This window comes from Gordonia sp. JH63, assembly GCF_009856645.1.
In the GTDB taxonomy this organism is placed as follows: domain Bacteria; phylum Actinomycetota; class Actinomycetes; order Mycobacteriales; family Mycobacteriaceae; genus Gordonia; species Gordonia hongkongensis.
The window spans coordinates 2,837,991-2,856,163 of record NZ_CP047235.1 but is presented as its reverse complement, the minus strand read 5'-3'; the positions used below and the strand labels follow the sequence as shown (position 1 = coordinate 2,856,163).

18 protein-coding genes are annotated in these 18,173 nt (G+C 64.7%); 10 read left to right on the top strand and 8 right to left on the bottom strand.

The window, feature by feature from the left end; all coding sequences use genetic code 11:
* The first annotated feature begins 84 nt into the window (after positions 1–84).
* On the top strand, positions 85–1,317 hold the full coding sequence (locus tag GR168_RS12810) for an Nramp family divalent metal transporter (RefSeq protein WP_137809380.1): 1,233 nt from the start codon (positions 85–87) through the stop codon (positions 1,315–1,317).
* A gap of 26 nt (positions 1,318–1,343) precedes the next feature.
* On the opposite strand, the gene lspA is transcribed toward GR168_RS12810, so the two are convergent.
* Together lspA and GR168_RS12800 are read right to left on the bottom strand one after the other, a co-directional pair.
* Positions 1,344–1,907, bottom strand: coding sequence for a signal peptidase II (gene lspA / locus GR168_RS12805; protein ID WP_238994894.1), 564 nt, complete (start codon positions 1,905–1,907; stop codon positions 1,344–1,346).
* On the bottom strand, positions 1,838–2,242 hold the full coding sequence (locus GR168_RS12800; RefSeq protein ID WP_074848398.1) for a metalloregulator ArsR/SmtB family transcription factor: 405 nt from the start codon (positions 2,240–2,242) through the stop codon (positions 1,838–1,840). The genes lspA and GR168_RS12800 overlap by 70 nt, the downstream gene beginning before the upstream one ends.
* 80 nt (positions 2,243–2,322) lie before the next feature.
* Between GR168_RS12800 and GR168_RS12795 the strand changes: the two genes are divergently transcribed.
* The 4 genes from GR168_RS12795 to GR168_RS12780 all read left to right on the top strand — a co-directional run bounded on the left by GR168_RS12795 (position 2,323) and on the right by GR168_RS12780 (position 7,090).
* The gene (locus GR168_RS12795) at positions 2,323–2,913 is read left to right on the top strand and encodes a class I SAM-dependent methyltransferase (RefSeq protein WP_311199297.1); all 591 of its coding nucleotides are present in this window, start codon (positions 2,323–2,325) and stop codon (positions 2,911–2,913) included.
* A 284-nt stretch (positions 2,914–3,197) separates the two neighbouring features.
* Positions 3,198–4,370, top strand: coding sequence for an Ig-like domain-containing protein (locus tag GR168_RS12790; protein ID WP_011161128.1), 1,173 nt, complete (start codon positions 3,198–3,200; stop codon positions 4,368–4,370).
* Between the two features lie 115 nt (positions 4,371–4,485).
* Positions 4,486–4,905 carry a metalloregulator ArsR/SmtB family transcription factor gene (locus GR168_RS12785; RefSeq protein ID WP_011161129.1) on the top strand — a complete coding sequence of 140 codons (420 nt, stop codon included), beginning with the start codon at positions 4,486–4,488 and terminating at the stop codon, positions 4,903–4,905.
* Positions 4,898–7,090 (top strand): cation-translocating P-type ATPase, encoded by a 2,193-nt coding sequence (locus tag GR168_RS12780; protein WP_159370894.1) that lies wholly within the window; start codon positions 4,898–4,900, stop codon positions 7,088–7,090. The genes GR168_RS12785 and GR168_RS12780 overlap by 8 nt, the downstream gene beginning before the upstream one ends.
* 16 nt (positions 7,091–7,106) lie before the next feature.
* On the opposite strand, the gene lnt is transcribed toward GR168_RS12780, so the two are convergent.
* The gene (gene lnt, locus GR168_RS12775; protein WP_159370893.1) at positions 7,107–8,609 is read right to left on the bottom strand and encodes an apolipoprotein N-acyltransferase; all 1,503 of its coding nucleotides are present in this window, start codon (positions 8,607–8,609) and stop codon (positions 7,107–7,109) included.
* A gap of 217 nt (positions 8,610–8,826) precedes the next feature.
* On the opposite strand from lnt, the gene GR168_RS12770 reads away from it, so the two are divergent.
* Positions 8,827–9,471 carry a thioredoxin domain-containing protein gene (locus tag GR168_RS12770; protein WP_127964021.1) on the top strand — a complete coding sequence of 215 codons (645 nt, stop codon included), beginning with the start codon at positions 8,827–8,829 and terminating at the stop codon, positions 9,469–9,471.
* 65 nt (positions 9,472–9,536) lie between these two features.
* Positions 9,537–10,109 carry a vitamin K epoxide reductase family protein gene (locus GR168_RS12765; RefSeq protein WP_159371922.1) on the top strand — a complete coding sequence of 191 codons (573 nt, stop codon included), beginning with the start codon at positions 9,537–9,539 and terminating at the stop codon, positions 10,107–10,109.
* A 98-nt stretch (positions 10,110–10,207) separates the two neighbouring features.
* On the opposite strand, the gene GR168_RS12760 is transcribed toward GR168_RS12765, so the two are convergent.
* From GR168_RS12760 to GR168_RS12750, 3 genes are all read right to left on the bottom strand, one after another.
* Positions 10,208–11,149, bottom strand: coding sequence for a cation diffusion facilitator family transporter (locus GR168_RS12760; RefSeq protein WP_127964025.1), 942 nt, complete (start codon positions 11,147–11,149; stop codon positions 10,208–10,210).
* Positions 11,150–11,396: 247 nt separating this feature from the next.
* Complete coding sequence (locus GR168_RS12755; RefSeq protein WP_127964027.1) at positions 11,397–12,209, bottom strand: cytochrome c biogenesis CcdA family protein; 813 nt, start codon at positions 12,207–12,209, stop codon at positions 11,397–11,399.
* On the bottom strand, positions 12,206–12,961 hold the full coding sequence (locus GR168_RS12750) for a TlpA disulfide reductase family protein (RefSeq protein WP_343212993.1): 756 nt from the start codon (positions 12,959–12,961) through the stop codon (positions 12,206–12,208). The genes GR168_RS12755 and GR168_RS12750 overlap by 4 nt, the downstream gene beginning before the upstream one ends.
* Before the next feature lie 323 nt (positions 12,962–13,284).
* Here GR168_RS12750 and GR168_RS12745 point away from each other — a divergent pair, with 323 nt between their 5' ends.
* From GR168_RS12745 to GR168_RS12735, 3 genes are all read left to right on the top strand, one after another.
* The gene (locus tag GR168_RS12745; RefSeq protein WP_223258965.1) at positions 13,285–14,148 is read left to right on the top strand and encodes a M23 family metallopeptidase; all 864 of its coding nucleotides are present in this window, start codon (positions 13,285–13,287) and stop codon (positions 14,146–14,148) included.
* Between the two features lie 229 nt (positions 14,149–14,377).
* A complete protein-coding gene (gene ctaD, locus GR168_RS12740; RefSeq protein ID WP_055476897.1) occupies positions 14,378–16,168 on the top strand; it encodes a cytochrome c oxidase subunit I in 1,791 nt (596 codons plus the stop codon).
* On the top strand, positions 16,165–16,440 hold the full coding sequence (locus GR168_RS12735) for a hypothetical protein (protein ID WP_159370892.1): 276 nt from the start codon (positions 16,165–16,167) through the stop codon (positions 16,438–16,440). The genes ctaD and GR168_RS12735 overlap by 4 nt, the downstream gene beginning before the upstream one ends.
* A gap of 384 nt (positions 16,441–16,824) precedes the next feature.
* Here the strand turns inward: GR168_RS12735 and GR168_RS12730 are convergent, their stop codons facing one another.
* Complete coding sequence (locus tag GR168_RS12730) at positions 16,825–17,757, bottom strand: M56 family metallopeptidase (RefSeq protein ID WP_127963958.1); 933 nt, start codon at positions 17,755–17,757, stop codon at positions 16,825–16,827.
* Between the two features lie 4 nt (positions 17,758–17,761).
* Positions 17,762–18,133 carry a BlaI/MecI/CopY family transcriptional regulator gene (locus tag GR168_RS12725; protein WP_005199796.1) on the bottom strand — a complete coding sequence of 124 codons (372 nt, stop codon included), beginning with the start codon at positions 18,131–18,133 and terminating at the stop codon, positions 17,762–17,764.
* Positions 18,134–18,173 lie beyond the last annotated feature (40 nt).

Below are 18,173 nucleotides of genomic sequence, written 5' to 3'. Positions count from 1 at the left end.
TGCCGACCCATGAACTACGGTGTATCGAATAGTTTTATTCGGTAGACCGAACTTTGTGATTGAGGGGCGGCAATGCGAGAGGTCATGGCTTCGGCTCGTCCGCGGCTCGCGCGAGCTCGGTCTGGGTCCCTACTGCTTGGTCCGGCCTTCGTCGCAGCCATCGCCTATGTTGATCCCGGCAATGTCGCGTCCAATATCAGCGCCGGCGCCCAGTTCGGCTACCTCCTCGTGTGGGTGATCGTGGTTGCGAACGTGATGGCGGGGTTGGTGCAGTTCCTTTCTGCCAAGCTCGGGGTGGTCACGGGCAGGTCATTGCCGGAGACGGTGCGTCTGCGCGCGTCGCGGACCGCCAGGCTCTCCTACTGGGTGCAGGCTGAGATTGTCGCTATGGCAACCGATCTCGCCGAAGTGGTCGGCGGAGCTATCGCGCTGAATCTGCTCTTCGACCTGCCGTTGCTCATCGGTGGCGTCATCACAGGTTCGGTGTCGATGGTCTTGCTTCTTGTCCAAGACCGCAGAGGGCAGCAACCGTTCGAACGGGTGATCATTGGCTTGCTGGCTGTCATTGCCATCGGTTTTCTGACAAGCACCGTGGTGGCACCACCTCCCCCCGGGGCTGTCGTGGGGGGCCTCTTGCCGCGGTTCGATGGCACGGAAAGCGTGCTGATCGCGGCCGCCATGTTGGGTGCGACGGTGATGCCTCACGCGGTGTATCTGCATTCAGGTCTGGTGCGGGATCGACACGGCCATCAACCGGAGGGGCCGATCCGGTCGCGGCTGTTGCGTGTGACGAAGATCGATGTCGGTCTGGCGATGCTGCTGGCGGGCGCGGTCAACCTGTCCATGCTGCTGGTGGCAGCAACCACTTTGCGTGGCCGTGAAGGGGTCGATTCGATCGACGGAGCGCATGCGGCGGTCGCCGACACCTTGGGGCAAGTGGTGGCGTTGCTGTTCGCGCTGGGGCTTCTTGCCTCGGGGCTGGCATCAACCTCGGTCGGGGCGTACGCCGGCGCGATGATCATGGACGGGCTGTTGCAGCGCAGGATCCCGCTCATACTCCGACGCCTGATCACCCTGATACCTGCCATCACAGTGTTGGCCATCGGAATCGATCCCAGCCGAGCTCTGATTGTCTCGCAGGTCGTTCTGTCCTTCGGCATCCCCTTCGCACTGGTTCCGTTAGTGCGTTTCACCAGCGACAGGATGCTGATGGGCGAGGATGTGAACAATCGACTCACCACGTCGCTGGCCTGGCTGACTGCAGCGGTCATCATCGTGCTCAACGTCGCCTTGATCTACCTGACAGTCACCGGTTAAGCGAGTCCGCGCGACGGTTCGATCCCCTAGGCGTCGCGCGGAGCTGACCATTCTTGCCGCAACACATCTAGCACGATCAGGACGACGCCGATGGTGATGAATGTGTCCGCGAGGTTGAACGTGGGGAACCAGCCGGTATGGAAGTAGTCGGTGACGACGCCGTCGGCGGCGCGGTCGATCAGGTTGGTGAGTGCGCCGCCGAGGACTGCAGCAAATCCGATCCGGCCGGCGACCCCCGCGTCGGGTGCGACGTGCACTGCGTAGCCGGCCAGTGCGAGGGTGATTAACCCGGCCACGGCGAGTATGGCCCAGCTGGGCAGCTGATCACCGAGGCTGAATGCAACACCGGGGTTGAACGCTAACCGCAATTGGAGCACTCCCAGATCGGCCGTACTGCCCTCGGTGAGTCGGCTGACAACGAAGGAGTTGACTGCCAGCCCGACGGAGGTCACCACGACAACCAGGACCAAGAGAACGCCTCGGGGGTGGAGTGTTTTCGTCACTGCCGGCGTCGCGTCGGTCACGTAAATGCTCCAGCCGGGGTAGAACTCGCTGACGCTGCGGCGGCGTCGCCGGCATAGTTCGGGCACAGCGCTACCGCGCTACCAGTGGCCGCCAGCAGGGTCTCCGCCGAGGCCAGCAGATCCATCAACTCGGGCCGAGTGAGGCGGTAGAACACCTGCCTACCCTGTGGGCGTCCCTCAACGAGCCCGCAGTCGCGCAGACATGCCACATGCGCCGACACTGTCGACTGCGCCAAACCCAACTCCCCTACCAGGTCGGCGACCCTGACCTCCCCGCCGGCAAGACGACGCACAATCGACAAACGGGTGCTATCGGACAGGCTGTGAAACAACGCCACCGCCGCGTCCACATTCGTTCCGGCTCTCGACGTGGGACACCCATCCATGCTATTGATCGTCACCAGACGATAATAAGCGGTCTCCGCCGATGAATGAGGGAGGGTGGTCAACAATGTTGATGAACCGCGTGGAGACTGTTCTGGTGAACTCGCCGCCCCGGCGGTGGCTGCAGCGCTACGAGGCGCGTGTATTGACCGCGTTGGGCGGACGGACCCCGGGAGCGCACGTTGCTGAGCTGGGGTGCGGGTCGGGTTACGGCACCCGGCTGATCCTCGACGAGTTCGGCGCCGCGCGCGTCGACGCGGTAGACCTCGATCCGGCGATGATTTCTCGCGCTCGCCACCGCCTGCGCCGACACACCGGCAGGGCACACCTCGCCCGAGGTAGCGCAACGGACCTGCGTTCAGCATTTCACGACGTCGGCGGAGGGCAGAACGGTACTTATGACGCAGTCTTCGACTTCGCGATCATTCACCACATCCCGAACTGGCGGGAAGCCTTGGACGAGGTGGCCCGCGTACTCAAACCGGGTGGGCGGTTCTTCTTTGACGAGGTCACCGCGACCGCCCTTGCTCGGCCGACCTACCAAGTGCTGTTTGACCATCCGAGCGAGGATCGGTTCACCGCCGGTGAATTCCTGCACGAGTTGTCCCACCACGGTCTCGACGTCGGCGAGCGGTGGCAAACACGCATCGGCGGGGATTACCTGTTGGGTGTCGCCACACGGCAATAGTGAGGTCGACGTGGTGGCTCGGCGGTGGCCCACCACGAAGACGTTTCGAACCTTCTCTCACGCGGTGCAGCGGGTAAAGGAGCGCACAGCCTTCAACTACTATCGTGGTTAGTAAAGCTAGTCCAGCGCCGAGTGGGAGGGTTCGACAATCGATGGGCCGCGTAAGAGGGACTCGAGCTACCGAAGAGCCACGTGATCGCCGATCGACTCACGGTGGGCAGCCGCAGTGCTCGGGCTCTCGTGAATGCCGCGGGTCGGTCCGGTCCGGTATCCCGCGACTGCTGATGCTCGCAACGCTGACGGCGGTGGTGATGGTGTTGACCTCGTGCAGCTCGACCGGAGGTGCCGTCTACAGCAACGAGATTCGGGCCGTTGACAGCTTCGCCGACATCACACACCCTTCCATCGCTGTGGCCACTGAAGGTGGCGGGCGACTTGCGCCCAACGCGGTTGTCGAACCTGGGCTTCCTATTGTTGTCACGGCCAGTCGCGGCGCGTTGACTAACGTCCGTATTCCCACAGCCAGCGGCCGTCCCTTGGCGGGCTCCCTGAGCGAGGACGGCTCAACGTGGACAAGCACCCAGCCCCTGGGGTATTCGAAGCGATACGTGGTTCAAGCCGAGGCCGTGGGCGTGGGCGGTCGATCGGTCGTCTCGCAGCGTTTCACCACGACCTCACCGGAATCGTTGACCAGCGCGGCCATTCTCGGCGAGAAAACCGTCGGGATCGCCCACACGATCGGCGTGCGGTTCGCCGATCCCATCCCTGACCGAAAGAAGGCACAGGCGGCGATCACCGTGTCGTCTGACCCCCAGATGCAGGGTGCGTTCTATTGGATCAGCGACTCTGAGGTCCGGTGGAGGCCCGAACGCTTCTGGACACCGGGCACCAAAGTCAGTGTCGCCGTCAACATTTACGGAGTCGATCTCGGCGACGGGCTCTACGGCGACGAGAACTTGTCCTACGACTTCACGATTGGCCGAGCTCAGGAAATCGTTGCCGACGACAACACCAAAACGATCGTCGTCAAACGAGACGGCAAGGTCATCCGCACGATGCCGACCTCGTTCGGCAAAGACAGCACTCCGACGCCCCGCGGCATCTACATGATCGGAGATCGCGTCGAGCACATCATCATGGACTCGTCCACCTACGGAGTGCCTGTCGAGTCCGCAGCGGGATACCGCACACCCGTTCAATGGGCGGTGCAAATGTCCTACAGCGGCATTTACATGCACGGCGCACCGTGGTCGATGTCGGCGCAAGGCAACAGCAACGTCAGCAACGGTTGCCCAAACCTGAGTCCCGCAGACGCGGAATGGCTCGTGAAGAACACCCTGCGCGGTGACCCCGTCACGGTCAAGAACACCAACGCCGACACGCTCTCGGGAGTCGATGGACTCGGCGACTGGAACATCCCGTGGTCACAGTGGAAGAAGGGCAACACCGACACCTAGGCGCCCCCCGCCGGGCTGGAGCTTGTCGACGCCAACTCGCCATATCGATGGGTGTTGAGGTATTCGCGCCGGCGCGCCTACAATGGGCCATATCAATGAACGTAAGGATGTTGATATGACTCAGGAGTCGGTGGACACATGCGACCTGCTGTGCCTCGATCTGCCGCACGCAGAAACTATCCGGACTGCGCTACCCGAGGTGACCGCGGTCGACCGTGCCGCCGCCGGAGCTCGCGCACTCGGTGATCCCACCCGGCTACGTGTAGCGACGGCGTTGCTGTCGGGCGAGGAATTATGCGTCTGCGACCTCGCGTGGGTGGTAGGCCTGGCGCAGAACCTTGTCTCGCACCATCTGCGCTTACTCAAGGGCGCCGGCCTGGTGACCGGGCGCCGGCACGGACGGTTGGTGATGTACGCGTTGACCCCCTCCGGCCACGCTCTCGTGACAGCCGTTCTAGCGATTGCATGTGTCTCCGTACCAGCCACGACGACGTCATCGGCGGCGGCCACAGTGCAGGGGCGAGCTCATGGCTGACGCATGCTGCGGACCATCAGATCCCGCCGACCTCGACGCCGAGGTCGATCAGGGCCCGGTTCGGTTGTGGCAGGTGCGCGAGCTGCGTTTCGCCGCCGCCGCAGCAGTGTTCCTCGCGCTCGGCTGGATCATCGGAGGCTCTCTGTCAGAGACCGCGGGCATCGTCGTGGAACTGGTCGCGGTCGTCGTCGCTGCCTCAACGTTCGTGCCGTCGACGCTGAGGTCGCTGCGCCACGGGCGCATCGGTGTCGGAACGCTGATGACGATCGCCGCGATCGGGGCTGTGGCGCTGGGCCAAATACCCGAGGCTGCGCTGCTGGGAATCTTGTTCTCGGTCGCTGAAGGACTCGAGCATTACGCGGTCACCAAGACCCGGCGCGGGCTGCGGGCACTGCTCGCGCTGGTTCCACCGACCGCGTCGGTGATTCGTGAGGGTCGCGAGATCACCGTGTCCCCTGATGAGTTGATCATCGGCGATGTGCTGGTGGTGCGTCCCGGTGAGCGCGCGTCGACCGACGGGACGATCACCGCGGGCACTACCAGCGTGGATATGTCGGCGATCACCGGCGAATCTGTTCCGGTGGAGGCGGGTCCGGGCGACTTGCTCTACGCCGGCGCCATCAACGGTGGCGGTGCGATCGAAGTCCGCGTGACCGCCCGCGCCGCGGATAGTTCCCTGGCCCGCATCGTTCACATCGTCGAGCAAGCGCAGGAACGCAAAGGCGCCGGCCAACGTCTCGCCGACCGCATCGCCCGCCCCCTGGTCCCCGCCATCATGGTGCTCGCGGCGCTCGTGGCAGGTATCGGTGCGCTGCTCGGTGATCCCCTGCTGTGGCTCGAACGCGGCCTGGTAGTCCTCGTTGCCGCGTCCCCGTGTGCGTTAGCGATCGCGGTGCCGCTGACGGTGGTCGCCGCGATCGGCGCCGCCAGCCGCCATGGCGCACTGGTCAAAGGCGGTGCTGCACTAGAGGAGTTGGGACGGGTCCGCGTCGTCGCACTGGACAAGACCGGCACCTTGACCCGCGGCACTCCGGAGGTCATCGCCGTGGTGAGCACACCCGAGATCACCCGCGAAGACGCGTTGTCCTATGCCGCCGCGCTCGAGGCACGCAGCGAGCACCCGCTGGCGAGCGCCATTCTCGCGGCCGCACCTGCCCTGGACTCACCTGCCGAGGACGTCACCGCGATCGCCGGTCACGGACTCACCGGCCAGATACGCGGACAGCAACTGCGCCTGGGCAAACCCGGGTGGCTCGATCCTGGCGCGCTCGCCGGCGAGGTCACCCGGTTGCAGAGCGACGGTGCCACCGTCGTGCTGATCGAACGCGATGGCACCGTCGTCGCCGCCATCGCCGTCCGCGATGAGCTTCGCCCCGAGGCCGCTGAAACGGTCGCTCAGCTGACGGCGCTGGGTGTCAACTCGGTCATGCTGACCGGGGACAACGATCGCACCGCACACGCCTTGGCCACGGCGGCCGGAATCAGCACCGTCCATTCCGAACTGCTTCCCGAAGACAAAGCCGACTTGCTGCCCACGCTGGCGCGCGGGCAGGCGATCGCCATGGTCGGCGACGGCGTCAACGACGCCCCAGCGTTGGCCACCGCCGATGTCGGAATCGCGATGGGAGCGATGGGTACCGACGTCGCCATCGAAACCGCCGATGTGGCGTTGATGGGCGAAGATCTCCGCCATCTCCCGCAAGTGCTGTCCCACGCTCGGCGCGCACGCCGAATCATGGTGCAGAACATAGGATTCTCTCTGGCCATCATCGGTGTTCTGATTCCGCTGGCCGCCACGGGCGTCCTCGGCCTGGCCACAGTGGTCTTCGTCCACGAACTCGCAGAAGTGCTGGTGATCGCCAACGCGATTCGCGCCGCCCGGACGAAAGCACTGCCAGGCGCTGGCGCCGTGCCCCGGGTAACCCCCGGCAAGCTCAACATCTCGGTGGCGGCCTACCACGACACAGGCGACGCCTGTTGCGCCCCGGTATCAGCCACCACCACCGATCAACCACGGCCGGTGCCCGAGGCGCCCCTGCTGCCGACTCCACGATTCCGCGGCGCGGCGACCAGCACGAGTTGTGCTGCCACAACAGAACCAGGGTGCAGCTGCTGTTCGAGCCCGTCGGATGACGCCGATGACACACCGAGTAGCTCGCCAACGTCTCATCGCGAACGCCACTGAGGGCACCACGGCCGCGTCAGGTTCGTTGGCGTGATCTCCACGTGCGTACAACCAGTGCCGCCAGGACCGCGGCAGCACAGATCCCTTCTCCTGCTGCTCCGATCCGCGTCGCCAGGGTCGTCGTTGTCCTCAGCGGCACCCGCGCGATGAGGACATCGGGGGTGAACAGCGCTGTGCGTTGTGCAACGGTCCCATCAGGCTCGATGACCGCGCTCACCCCACTGGTTGCTGCGATGACTACCGCCCTACCGTGCTCGACTGCCCGCACCCGCGACATCGCGAGTTGCTGGTAGGTCATCTCGGTGCGCCCGAACGTCGCGTTGTTGGTCGGTACGGCGATCAGTTGCGCGCCGGCGCGCACCGATTCGGTCACCAGATCGTCGAACGCGACTTCGTAGCAGGTCGCTACCGCCACCGGTTCACCTGCAAGATCGACGACACCATTGCCTGTGCCAGGAACGAAGTTGCCGGCCCGGCTGGCGTAGGACGACAGCTGTGTCATCAGTTCCCGCAGCGGCAAGTACTCCCCGAACGGCACCAGCTGACGTTTGTCGTGCTCCTGACCAGGACCGGTAACCGGATCCCACACCACCAATGTGTTGCGGGACGTGCCGTTGCTCCCGGCGATCACCGCTCCCACCAGGATCGGCACCCCGATCGCCCGCGCGGCACGATCAATCTGCGCCGCAGCATCGCGGTTACCGAACGGGTCGATGTCGGATGAGTTCTCCGGCCACACCACCACATCGGGACGCACGACCCGCCCAGAGCGGATCTCCTCTGCCAGGTCGAGGGTGCGTTGGACATGATTGTCGAGGACTGCGCGTCGCTGAGCATTGAAATCCAACCCCAGCCGCGGCACATTGCCCTGCACCACTGCCACCGTCACCGCCCGCTCCCCCGCGTCATCGCCTCCCCCCGCGGGCGTCATCGTCCACACCAGCAGTCCAATCACGGCAACCGTGGCCGCAGGCCCGGCCAACGTCTGAGGCTGCCGGCGGACCACGGCCCCCGCCGCCGCGGCCAGGGCCGCGCCGAGCAGCACCACAACGAACGACAACCCCGGCGCGCCGGCCAGCGCCGCCAACGGCAGGAGCAACCCGTCCGGTTGACCGAATGCGATTCGGCCCCAGGGGAAACCGCCAAACGGTATCCGGGAACGAACAGCTTCGACTGCCACCCAGGCGCCTGCCAACCACACCGGCGCGCCGCGCCATCTGCCCAGTGCTGCTGCCAACGCCCCGAAGATCCCGAACGCCACCGCCTGGACTGCTGCCAAGACCAGCCACGGCACCGCACCCACATAGATGCCGACCCACGGCAGCAAAGGCACGAAAAACCCCAGCCCAGCCAGATAGCCATAGCCGGATGCCGCCCACAACGACCGCCCCCGCAGCGTCACCACCAGAACCGCAATAGCCAACGGGGCGAGGAACCACAGCTGACGCGGAGGGAAACTCAGGTACAGCATGCCGCCGGCGCCGACGGCAGCAGCGCTGCGCAGCACCGGATGAAGCATCGGTGGAAACGACGCACCGGCCCGCTGAGCACCCGAAGAACTCGCCACCGCGCACCGCACCCCTCACCGAAGTTTGTCGAGCGCACCGATCCGCCCGCGGTCGCCCGGTCGGGGCCGTGCGCCTGTAAACTACTAGCTAACGTAGTAGTAGTTTGACGGGAGTGAACATCGTGGCAGGTCAAGCGCTGAAGATTCGACTCGAGTCGAGGGTGCCCCGGTGAGCCGCACCGTCAAGATCTCACTCGCCGTGGTGTTCGTGTTCTGCCTGGCGCTGACAGTGGTGTTCGTGGTGTCCCGGGCCGCCGACAGCGAACAGGCTGCCGCCCAGGCGAGCATGACGGTACGGGATGATTCCCCACGTCTATCGACTCCGACCGAGTCCAAGGCAACATTCGTGGAATTCCTGGACTTCGAATGTGAAGGGTGCGGGGCGGCATACCCGGCGGTGGAGCAGCTTCGCCAAACATACGGCGATCAGGTCACTTTCGTGGTCCGCTACTTCCCGCTCCCCGGGCATTTCAACGCTGACCGCGCGGCACGGGCCGTGGCTGCCGCGGCCGAGCAAGGCCAGTTCGAACCGATGTACCGCAAGATGTTCGACACCCAACGCAGCTGGGGTGAGCAGCGGGTACCGCTGGATGATCTGTTCTTCTCCTATGCCCAGGAGCTCGGTCTGGACATGGATCGATTCGCCGCCGACTACAACTCGCAGGCCACCCGCGAACTTGTCGACCGCGATGTCGCTGACGGCAAAGCGCTGGGTGTCACCGGTACACCCACCTTCTTCATCAACGATGAACTGATCAAACCCGAGAGCTATGACGATCTGAGCTCGGCGCTCGAATCCGCAATACGCCAGTGACCGTCCCACCACCACCCCGCCAGGCCTCGCCATCCTCACCCTCGGCGCCAGTGACACGATTCCCCGTGTCTCCGCGACTGCTCGGGTGGATACTTGCGGTCTGCGGAGGTATCGGGCTCATCGCTGCGTTCACGCTGACGGTTGAAAAGTTCGAACTGGCAACCGATCCGGCGTACACACCGACCTGCAGTATCAACCCGATCGTCAATTGCGGATCGGTGATGGACACCCCCCAGGCGGTCGTCTTCGGGTTTCCCAACTCACTGCTCGGAATTGCCGGCTTCTCCGCGCTGATTGCTGTCGCGGTCCTGATGGGGAGCCGACCGCCCACCTGGGTCATGATCGGGCTGCAGAGTGGGTTGACGGGTGCGGTGGTGTTCGTCCACTGGCTGATCCTCCAGAGCCTGTACCGAATCAACGCGCTCTGTCCGTACTGCATGGCCGTGTGGGTGGTTGTCGTGGTTGCCTTTTGGTATGTGAGCCTGCGCAATGCCGACCATTTCTGCCCACCCGGGGCAGCGCGCCGAGCCCTCGATGCGATCCTCACGGTGCACACCGTGGTACCGCTGGTGTGGGTGCTGACAGTGATCGCCCTGATCGCCCACCGTTTCTGGTGGTACTGGTCGACGCTGATGTGACACCTCCGCGGTAGCGCCCGGCCCGAGACGGCAGACTCGTGTAGCAGAGATCTGCACTCGCCCAGACCGCAGGTGTGGTGTGACGCCGATGTGATCCTTCACGGGTGATGGGTGGCTAACGCTTCCTCGTGGTGGCGCTGGGCGCTGGTCTCGAGCTGGAAGGTGGAATGCTCGAAGGAGATGGCGAAGTGAGTCGCCACGCAGGTCCGGATGTCATCCAAGATGGTGGGGGCGTGGCCGTCCTGGAAGCAGTCGTCATCGACCACAATGTGAGCGCTGATGATCGGTAGGCCCGTGGCCACCGTCGATGCGTGAAGGTCGTGCACGTCGTGCACACGGTCCATCTCGAGGATGTGGGCCCTGACGTCGTCGAGATCGATCCCTTTCGGGGTGAATTCCATCAGCACCCGCGTCGTCTCGGCCATGAGTTTGAGGGCGCGGGGTGCGATGAGCGCGGCGATGAACAACCCGGCCAGCGCGTCAGCTTGTTGGAAACCGGTGGTAGCGATGACGATTGCGGCGACGATCACACCCAGCGATCCCAGTGCGTCGTTGAGGACCTCCAGAAACGCCGCTCGCATGTTGAAGTTGGCGCCGCGTCCCGAGGCGAGCACGAGCATGGCGACGATGTTCGCCACGAGTCCGATGACTCCGAAGAGCAGGAGTTCGGTCGAGGGCACCTCGGGTGGCGAGAACAGTCGTCGTACGCCTTCGACAGCAGCGTAGAGGCCCACAGCGAGCAGCAGCGAGGCCTGCCCCAGAGCGGCGATGACCTCGATGCGCCGCAGTCCCCAGGTGCGGGTTTTGCTGACCGGGCGGTGCATCACGGTTGCTGCGACGAGCGCAACCGCTAAACCGATCGCATCTGTCGCGGCGTGTGCGGTGTCGGTCAGCAGCGCAAGACTTCCCGTGATCACCGACCCGACAAGCTGGGCCACGACGATGATCCCCGTCAGAGCAAACGCGATCGCCAGCCGGACACGCAGCGACGAGTCGCTGGATGCGGGGTCGGTTGGTCCGTGATTGTGTCCGGCTCCCATGCGTCGTACTCCCTCTCATCCACACCCAGATGGCTACGCTGTCCACATACATCAATACATGCGCATGTGACTATATGACAGACCGGGGCGGAACGGAACCGGCGGATCACGTCACGACTGAATCGGGATGTGCTGAGATGGCCCGACGTCGGCGGCGTGATGCCGGTGGTGGTGGGTCTCGTGACGGTGCGGTGACCGGAAACCTGTGGCCGCTGCGACCGTCGAACCGGCGCCGCCACTACGGGCCTCAGATGGGTAGTTGGGTATCGGTGATGAACGCGTCGCGGACCCACACGATGAATTGATCCCACAGGCCGGTGATCAAGGCGATACCTACCGCGATCATCATGGCGCCGCCGACGATCTGGATCATGCGGGCGTGGGTCCGCAACCAGCCGAGGCTGCGCAACGCCCATGCCGAGGAAAACGCAAGCACGACAAAAGGAATACCCAGGCCGGCGCAGTACGCCACGATCAGCGCGACGCCCTTGGCTGCGGTGGCACCTTCGGTGCCGCTGGCCGTAGCAATGACCGCCGCGAGCGTGGGCCCTAGGCATGGGGTCCACCCGAGTGCAAAGACCCCGCCGAGCAGCGGAGCGCCGGCGATGTTGGAGACGCGGCGGGGGGCGAACCGTCGTTCCTGTTGCAGTGTCGGCACCATCCCGATGAACACCAGGCCCATGATGATGGTGACCACGCCGCCGATGCGCTGGAGGACTTCACGATTCACCACGAAAGTGGTGGTGACTCCGAGTACGGTGGCGGTCGCTGCCACGAAGACCACGGTGAAACCGAGGACGAACAGGCCTGCGGCGAGCGCCACACGCGAACGACCCCGCTTGTTCGACTCCCCCACCGACACCGCAGGCGCCTCGGCGCCGACCACGCCAGCCAGATACGACAGATACCCCGGAACGAGGGGGACCACGCACGGTGAGGCGAACGACACCAGCCCGGCGATCACGCACGCGAGCAGCGCCAGCAGGAGCGGACCGCTGGCGACAAGGTCGGCAAACGTCTCGCCGACCGCAGCCTGCACTTCGACCGACTGTGGGGTCATTGGGGTTGTGCCACAGGCTCAGCGAGAACTCGCTGAACTGTTGACCCGAGTTCGTCGGCGGTGATGGCCTTGAGGAACACCGCGGCCGGACGGTGGTCGCGGTCGAGCACGATGGTGGTCGGCACCACCGACGTTGGGGTGGTCAGCGCAGCCAGGGTCAGACCGGCAAAGTCGTAGATCGAGGGAAAGGCGACCTTTCTGTCGATAATGAAGTCCTTCGCCGCTTGCCGGTTGTCGCGCAGATTGATACCGAGGAACTCGACTCCCGAGGCCTTGTTCTGGGCGTAGACATGTTCGAGGTCGTCGGCTTCTCCCCGGCAGGGTCCACACCACGAACCCCAGACGTTGATGACGACGACTTTGCCTGCGAAGTCGTCGAGTCCGATGGTCTGGTCGGTCACCACGTCAGGGCCGTAGACGTCAGCGATCCTCTGACGGCTCGCGGGCGGGTCGTAGGTGATGACCGTCTGCCCGCCGGGCGAGACGAACTGAAAGGTTCCCCCCTGCGCAACGGCGTCGTCGCCCGCGCTACCACAACCCGTCGCTACCCACGGCACCACGCATATCAGCGCCAGGACCGCCGCCCGCACCGCGGATACCCGCCTTCTCTCCTGCTGCACCAGCGCTCCTTGACCTTGATCTACTACGCAGCGTGGTAGATTAACGTTCGCGTTGTCAACATAGCCGTAGTTTTTGCGATCTGCACCGGCCCGTAGGCCCACGTCCCGCGGCGAGGGTTCTGCCGCGTTCATCTGACGTATCGGTGCGCTCAGCTGTGATTACGCTTGATTCGGTCGAGGTCCCGAGGCTGGGCATCATTGCTTATCTGCAACTACGTTCCCTAGTAATAGAGGCCGCCAGTTGCGACTGACGCTCAACCGGATCGTGTTACTGCTGTGACCTGTGGGGCCTATGGTTCGAACGGAGGGCTGCCAATCGGGGCCTCATGTGCACCTGGCGTGCGGTGCTGAACGTCAGTGCGTCGCGCCCGTCTCCGGAAGGTCTCGCTGGCATGCCTATGTCGTCCCTCATTCGCCGCTGCGGCGTTGCACGGCCCTGTCTGAGGCTGGGGGCCGTGGGAATTGTTGCTGCGGTTCTGCTGAGCCTCTCGCTTGACGCTCGAGCGCGCGCCGACGCAGATGACACCCATGTGGCCCAGCAGTTCGCCCAACTGGTCGCCGAGACGATCTCGGCATCCTTGGGGGGGCCGGCGATGGGGGAACTAGCCGACGAGATCCGGACCGTCAGCACATGTCTGGCCGATCGTGCGCGCCCAGTCGAGCCGTCGGAGCCAACGGATGACCCCATCACTGCGGTGGGTTGCTTTGCCGCCGTTCTCAGTGCGGGACGAGCAGCCGCCGAACTGGTTGTCGACGCGCTACCGATCGGGCGGTTGCTGGCGCTGCTGGCATTTGAGATGCGTCCCCACGATCCTGCGACCCCGCATCCCGCACCGAACGGTCCACCCGTCTATTCGTCGCCGTCGCCGGGGTCCGTAGTCGCTCCGACGAATGGTCGAATCACCTCCACCTTCGGTGACGGTCGAGGTCATCAGGGCATGGACATCGGCAACGACCTCGGCGCGCCGATTTTCGCGGTCACCGACGGCGAAGTGATCAACTCCGGCCCTGCCCAAGGCTTCGGATTGTGGGTACGTATCCGACATGCCGATGGAACAGTCACCACCTACGGCCATAACGACGACAACCTCATCGAGGTAGCGGCTCCGGTCACGGTCGGCCAACCCATTGCCACGGTTGGCAACCGAGGTAACTCAACCGGCCCCCACTTGCATTTCGAGGTGGCCGATGCATCCGGTGCTGCCCTCGACCCGGTGAGCTGGCTCGCCGAACGCGGCGTCCGTCTGCCCGCCGACGGCGAACCTACTATCCCTCCCAACGAACCGCCGAGCAGCGGAAGTGCAGACCTCTGGCGGTAGGGAGCAGCGCCGCGTAACCGCGATGACCCTCCGCGCCTGATATTGGTGAGGGAGCCGACTTTTCGTTGCCGCCATGTCGGTACTCGCCCGAGATTCGGGATTCCGGGCCCAACTATGCTACCTAGTAGTTAATCGACTACAGTCCGTAGTTACGGCCCGGGAAGTCGCACGCAGGATGCGCGTGTTGCTCGATCAGGGCCACCGTTTGTCCGACTCAGATGGAGGCCTGATGACCGCGGTGTCCCCGCGCCCACCCGAGGTGGTCGCTACGCGGCCCTACCCCGAGCGGCGCAAGTCCAGAGGGTCATTCATCTACAAGCTGCTGACCACGACCGATCACAAGTTGATCGGCATGATGTACATCGTCGTGTGCTTCGCGTTCTTCCTCATCGGCGGCCTGATGGCGCTGCTGATGCGCGGCGAGCTCACGACGCCGGGCATGCAGTTCCTCTCGACCGAGCAGTACAACCAGCTGTTCACCATGCACGGCACGATCATGCTGCTGATGTATGCCACCCCCATCGTGATCGGCTTCGCCAACTTCGTACTGCCCCTGCAGATCGGCGCTCCCGACGTCGCCTTCCCGCGGCTCAACGCCCTCGGCTTCTGGCTGTTCGTCTTCGGCTCGACCATCGCGATCGCCGGCTTCATCACCCCCGGTGGTGCCGCCGACTTCGGCTGGACCGCCTACACCCCGCTCAGCGATGCCATTCACTCACCCGGCGTCGGCTCGGACATGTGGTTTCTCGGACTGACAGTGTCCGGCTTGGGCACCATCCTGGGCGCGGTCAATATGGTCACCACGGTCATCTGTCTGCGCGCACCGGGAATGACGATGTTTCGCATGCCGATCTTCACGTGGAACATCCTGGTCACCAGTGTCCTGATCTTGCTGGTGTTCCCGCTGCTCACCGCGGCACTGCTCGGCGCCGAAGTCGACCGTCAATTCGGCGCGAATCTGTTCGATCCGTCCAACGGCGGCGCCATTCTCTGGCAGCACATGTTCTGGTTCTTCGGCCACCCCGAGGTCTACATCATCGCGCTGCCGTTCTTCGGCATCGTCTCCGAGATTTTCCCGGTCTTCAGCCGTAAACCGTTGTTCGGGTACTCAGGACTGGTCTACGCCACCCTCGCCATCGCCGCCCTATCGGTCGCGGTGTGGGCACACCATATGTATGTCACCGGCGCCGTGCTGTTGCCGTTCTTCTCCTTCATGACGTTCCTGATCGCGGTGCCGACGGGCGTAAAGTTTTTCAACTGGATCGGCACAATGTGGCGGGGCCACATGACGTTCGAGACACCGATGTTGTTCTCGGTCGGCTTCATGGTCACCTTCCTCTTCGGCGGACTCACCGGTGTGCTCCTGGCCAGCCCACCCATCGACTTTCAACTCTCCGACAGCTACTTTGTGGTGGCCCACTTCCACTACGTCCTCTTCGGCACCATCGTGTTCGCCACCTACGCCGGCATCTACTTCTGGTTCCCGAAGATGACCGGACGTCTGCTCGACGAACGCCTGGGCAAGATCCATTTCTGGCTGACGTTCATCGGCTTCCACCTCACCTTCTTGGTGCAACACTGGCTCGGAGCAGAAGGCATGCCCCGCCGGTACGCCGACTACCTGCCCTCAGACGGCTTCACCACGCTCAACATCATCTCCACCGCCGGCGCGTTCGTCCTCGGCATCTCGACCTTGCCGTTCCTGTGGAACGTCTTCCGCAGCTACCGCTACGGCGAGGTCGTCACCGTCGACGATCCATGGGGCTTCGGCAACTCCCTGGAATGGGCCACCAGTTGCCCACCGCCGCGCCACAACTTCACCGAACTCCCCCGCATCCGGTCGGAGCGTCCAGCGTTTGAACTGCACTACCCGCACATGGTGGAGCGGATGCGCGCCGAAGCTCACGTCGGCACACGGCACGGTGAACCCAGCGAGACCGCAGAAGAAGTCCGCCGTGCGCCGCTGACCACCGGAGACCATGAAGCATCTACAGATCCCGACCCGGAGAGCCGACCGTGAACAACTCCCCCTTCCCTGCCCTCGACCAGGCCGCCGTCCCGCGATCGCGCCGCCCGCTGACCGTTCCTCGATGGTTCGCCATCCTCGCAGTCGGCTACACCGCCGTGATGACATTCGCACTGACCCTGCTCGCAGGTTCTGTCCTCGCTCAGGGCACTCCCCTGCTGCTGTGGCTGATCGCGGCGACCGCGGCAACGTGTGTGGCCCGCGGTGCGGCCGCGGTCGCGGCCCGCGCGATGCGGCCAGCACGAGGCCGTGCGGTGCGACCGTAGGCGAAGAAACTCACCACCATCCCCGGCGGCAGAGAAACCCGTCGCACCGCCGCGGCGGCGAGACCCGCAGCCACCAGGGCTTCCCAAGATCACCGGGCCTGACCGAGACCACCATCAGCTGGTGCACCAGGGGTAACGGTCCTCGGCCTAGGGCCCAGGTGGCGCTGCGCAGCACCGCGCCATGCACTATGTACCGATCACGCAGGGTGCCGCGATAACACGACCGGCTTGGGTGTATCTCTAGCGAAGGCACGCGCGGGGTGCGATCGACACGCTGAGACGAGCACCGGTCAACGGCCGCCGCTCGGTGGCGCAGACTGACGCGACGCTCGTGGGTGTCGAGCAGCAGCAGCGCCTGTCGAGCGAATATGGCGTGACGGGGACTTACGCGGTGAGTCCATGTACGAGAACTGACAACACCGGAAGTGCCGCAGCCGTACACAGCGCAGCACCCAGAAGGGGCAGCACGCTCGCCGCAGCGTAGGTCGACTTCGTTGGCTCGATCGCGCCGTTCTCGAGCATCAGCAATCGGTAGCGCGTCGAGCGTGGCATGGGGGTCTCGGGGCCTACGCCCTGACTGGTCACATGCGCGAGTGCGCTGCGCACGGCAGCTGTGCTGGTGACCCGAGCAGCCGACATGTCGGCATCTGCTTCGATCAAGGTCGCGACTGCCGCCGGCGCCCGGCGAAACAGCGGCACAAAGGGCAGAGCACGTGCCATCACATCGCAGACCGCCAGAACGCGGTCGTGCCGGGACCTCAGATGGGCGAACTCGTGCGCTAGTACTGCGGCCCGCGCCTCGGCAGGCACGTCTGTGCGCAGCGCACTTGTTGCCACGACGAAGCCACTGCGACCACCGACGCAGTACGCCATGGGGCGGGGGTGATCGATCCAGAGCACGTCGGGGGTGTCGGGTTCGGTACTGCCCACCACAGCAACGACGTCGCGATGAAGACGGTGCACGCGATGCACATCGCGGGTGTGACGAGCGCACGACATCGCGGTGCGAGCTACCACGGCGGTCAGCACCACGGCGACGGCAATGCCGTACACCTGGCTGAAATCGTCGCGCACCGCGTGCAGGACAGCTCCCGCGCACCGAGCCAGGGTGTCAACGAAGCGTTCGGCCGGCGGCGGGTCCGGCCACAACGCCGACAGCGCCGATAGAAACAACAATCCTACCGCCGTGGCGATACTGCTGACCCATGCGGTGATCAGTACCCGCGGTGACCATCGTTGGGGCAGTCGGTCGAGAACGTAGGGACCCAACACGCCCAGCACGGCCGCGCCCACCAGGTGGGCCAATGCGACGCTCACACTCTCAGCGCTTCCTCGGACGATCCGTCCGCGTCCGGGACAGGTGTTCGCTGAGGACCGCGCGCTCCTCGGGAGTGACCATCCGGGCGAAGTGCATCAAGACCGCCGTCGAATCGCCGCTGGCGTCGAGCACCTGCCGCAGTGTCTGCGACGTCGCCTCCTCCCGCGACTGCAACGGGAAGTACCGATAGGCGCGGCTGATCTTCTCGCGACCGGCGAAGCCCTTCTTGTGCAGATTGGTGACCACGGTCAACACCGTCGTGTACGCCAAGTCGCGGTCGGCCAGCGCATCGACGATGTCGTGCACACTCATCGCCGCCGAAGCGCCCCACAGCACGTCCATCACCGCGCGTTCCAACGAACCCAACTGAGTCACCGTCGCCTGCCTGATTGCCTCGTATTTGCTGCCAGTCTAG

What these genes read in the sequence shown, in the direction of transcription:
- GR168_RS12755 (WP_127964027.1), bottom strand. Translation starts at nt 12,209, where the DNA reads ATGACCCCACAGTCGGTCGAAGTGCAGGCTGCGGTCGGCGAGACGTTT.
- lnt (WP_159370893.1), bottom strand. Translation starts at nt 8,609, where the DNA reads ATGCTTCATCCGGTGCTGCGCAGCGCTGCTGCCGTCGGCGCCGGCGGC.
- ctaD (WP_055476897.1), top strand. Translation starts at nt 14,378, where the DNA reads ATGACCGCGGTGTCCCCGCGCCCACCCGAGGTGGTCGCTACGCGGCCC.
- GR168_RS12750 (WP_343212993.1), bottom strand. Translation starts at nt 12,961, where the DNA reads ATGAACGCGGCAGAACCCTCGCCGCGGGACGTGGGCCTACGGGCCGGT.
- GR168_RS12790 (WP_011161128.1), top strand. Translation starts at nt 3,198, where the DNA reads ATGCTCGCAACGCTGACGGCGGTGGTGATGGTGTTGACCTCGTGCAGC.
- GR168_RS12785 (WP_011161129.1), top strand. Translation starts at nt 4,486, where the DNA reads ATGACTCAGGAGTCGGTGGACACATGCGACCTGCTGTGCCTCGATCTG.
- GR168_RS12760 (WP_127964025.1), bottom strand. Translation starts at nt 11,149, where the DNA reads ATGGGAGCCGGACACAATCACGGACCAACCGACCCCGCATCCAGCGAC.
- GR168_RS12780 (WP_159370894.1), top strand. Translation starts at nt 4,898, where the DNA reads ATGGCTGACGCATGCTGCGGACCATCAGATCCCGCCGACCTCGACGCC.
- GR168_RS12810 (WP_137809380.1), top strand. Translation starts at nt 85, where the DNA reads ATGGCTTCGGCTCGTCCGCGGCTCGCGCGAGCTCGGTCTGGGTCCCTA.